Consider the following 1,847-nt stretch of genomic DNA (forward strand, 5'->3'; position numbering starts at 1 on the left):
CAGTTGCGCGATGTCCATCCGTTCTCCTCCTGCCGCGCGGGTCCCGGCCGCACGCTCCTGACCCCTTATCGCATGGGTCCGCGCGCTTTTTCAAAGTTTCTTGGATACTTAGTGTCGTCGTTTCGCTCATCGCCGGCGGCTCTTCGCCGCCGCCTCACATATTCGGATAGTTTGGCCCGTCGCCGCCCTGGGGTGTTGTCCAGGTGATGTTCTGGGCGGGGTCCTTGATGTCGCAGGTCTTGCAGTGGACGCAGTTCTGGAAGTTGATGCGGAAGGTCGGGCCGGCCTCGGTCTCCAGCACCTCGTAGACGCCTGCCGGGCAGTAGCGCTGCGCCGGCTCGTCGTATTTCGGCAGGTTCACCGCGATCGGAACGCTCGGGTCCTTCAGCTTCAGGTGGCAGGGCTGGCTCTCCTCGTGGTTTGTGAAGCTGAACGACACGTTCGTCAGCCGGTCGAAGGAGAGGACCCCGTCGGGCCTCGGGTAGTCGATCTTCGGATAGTCCTTCGCCGCCCCGGTCGCCGCCGCGTCCGACTTGCCGTGCCTCAGCGTCCCGAAGAGCGAGAGCCCGAAGAGATTGTTCGTCCACATGTCGAACCCGCCGAGCGCCAGGCTCGGCAGCATCCCCCAGCGCGACCACATCGGCTTGACGTTCCTGACCTTCCTGAGGTCCTTCGCGATCGGGCCCGACCTGAGGTCCGCCTCGTAGGCCACAAGCTCGTCGCCCGACCGGCCCGCCGCGATCGCCGCCGCCGCCGCCTCGGCCGCGGCAATGCCCGAGAGCATCGCGTTGTGGTTGCCCTTGATCCTCGGCACGTTCACGAGCCCCGCCGAACAGCCGAGCAGCGCCACCCCCGGCGCGGTGAGCTTCGGGATCGACTGCCAGCCACCCTCGGAGATCGCCCGCGCGCCGTAAGCCACCCGCTTGCCGCCCTTCAGAAGCTCCGCCACCATCGGGTGGTGCTTGAACCGCTGGAACTCCATGTAGGGGTAAAGATGCGGGTTCGCGTAGTTGAGATGCACCACGAAGCCCACGTAAACCTGATTGTTCTCAAGGTGATAGATGAACGACCCGCCGCCCGCGTTCTTGCCGAGCGGCCAGCCCATCGTGTGGGTGACCGTCCCCTCCCGGTGCTTCGCCGGGTCGATCTCCCAGATCTCCTTCATGCCAAGCCCGAACTTCTGCGGGCAGTGCCCCTTCGAGAGATCGAACTTCGCCATCACCTCCTTGGCGAGGGACCCGCGCACCCCCTCGGACAGGAACACGTACTTGCCGTGAAGCTCCATCCCCGGCTCGAAGTTCGGCCCCGGCGTGCCGTCCGCGTTCAGACCCATCACCCCGGCGACGACGCCCTTCACCGCGCCCGTCTCGTCATAGACCAGCTCCGAGGCCGCAAAGCCCGGAAAGATCTCCACCCCCAGCGCTTCGGCCTCCTGCGCCAGCCAGCGGCAGACATTGGCCATCGAGACGATGTACTTGCCATGGTTCGACATCAAGGGCGGCATCGGCCAGTTCGGGATCCGCATCTGCCCCGAGGGACCGAGGATGTAGAAGTTGTCCCGCTTCACCTCGACAGTGACCGGCGCCCCCTTCGCCTTCCAGTCCGGAAGGAGCGCGTCGAGACCCGAGACATCCAGAACCGCACCCGACAGGATATGCGCCCCGACCTCGGACCCCTTCTCCAGCACGACAACGTTCAGATCGGGATCGATCTGCTTCAGCCGGATCGCCGCAGACAGACCCGATGGCCCGCCCCCCACGATCACAACGTCGTACTCCATAGACTCGCGCTCGATAACGCCCATCGCGCTCCGCCCTTCCTCGTTGTCCTACCTTGGCCCCGCGAAG

General features: G+C 65.4%; 1 protein-coding gene. It reads right to left on the minus strand.

The window, feature by feature from the left end; genetic code table 11:
- Positions 1 to 154: 154 nt before the first annotated feature.
- Positions 155 to 1,804 (minus strand): electron transfer flavoprotein-ubiquinone oxidoreductase, encoded by a 1,650-nt coding sequence (locus KDM41_18070; GenBank protein MCB1185330.1) that lies wholly within the window; start codon positions 1,802 to 1,804, stop codon positions 155 to 157.
- Positions 1,805 to 1,847: the final 43 nt, after the last annotated feature.

It is taken from the genome of bacterium (genome assembly GCA_020440705.1).
Taxonomy (GTDB): Bacteria; Krumholzibacteriota; Krumholzibacteriia; order LZORAL124-64-63; family LZORAL124-64-63; genus JAGRNP01.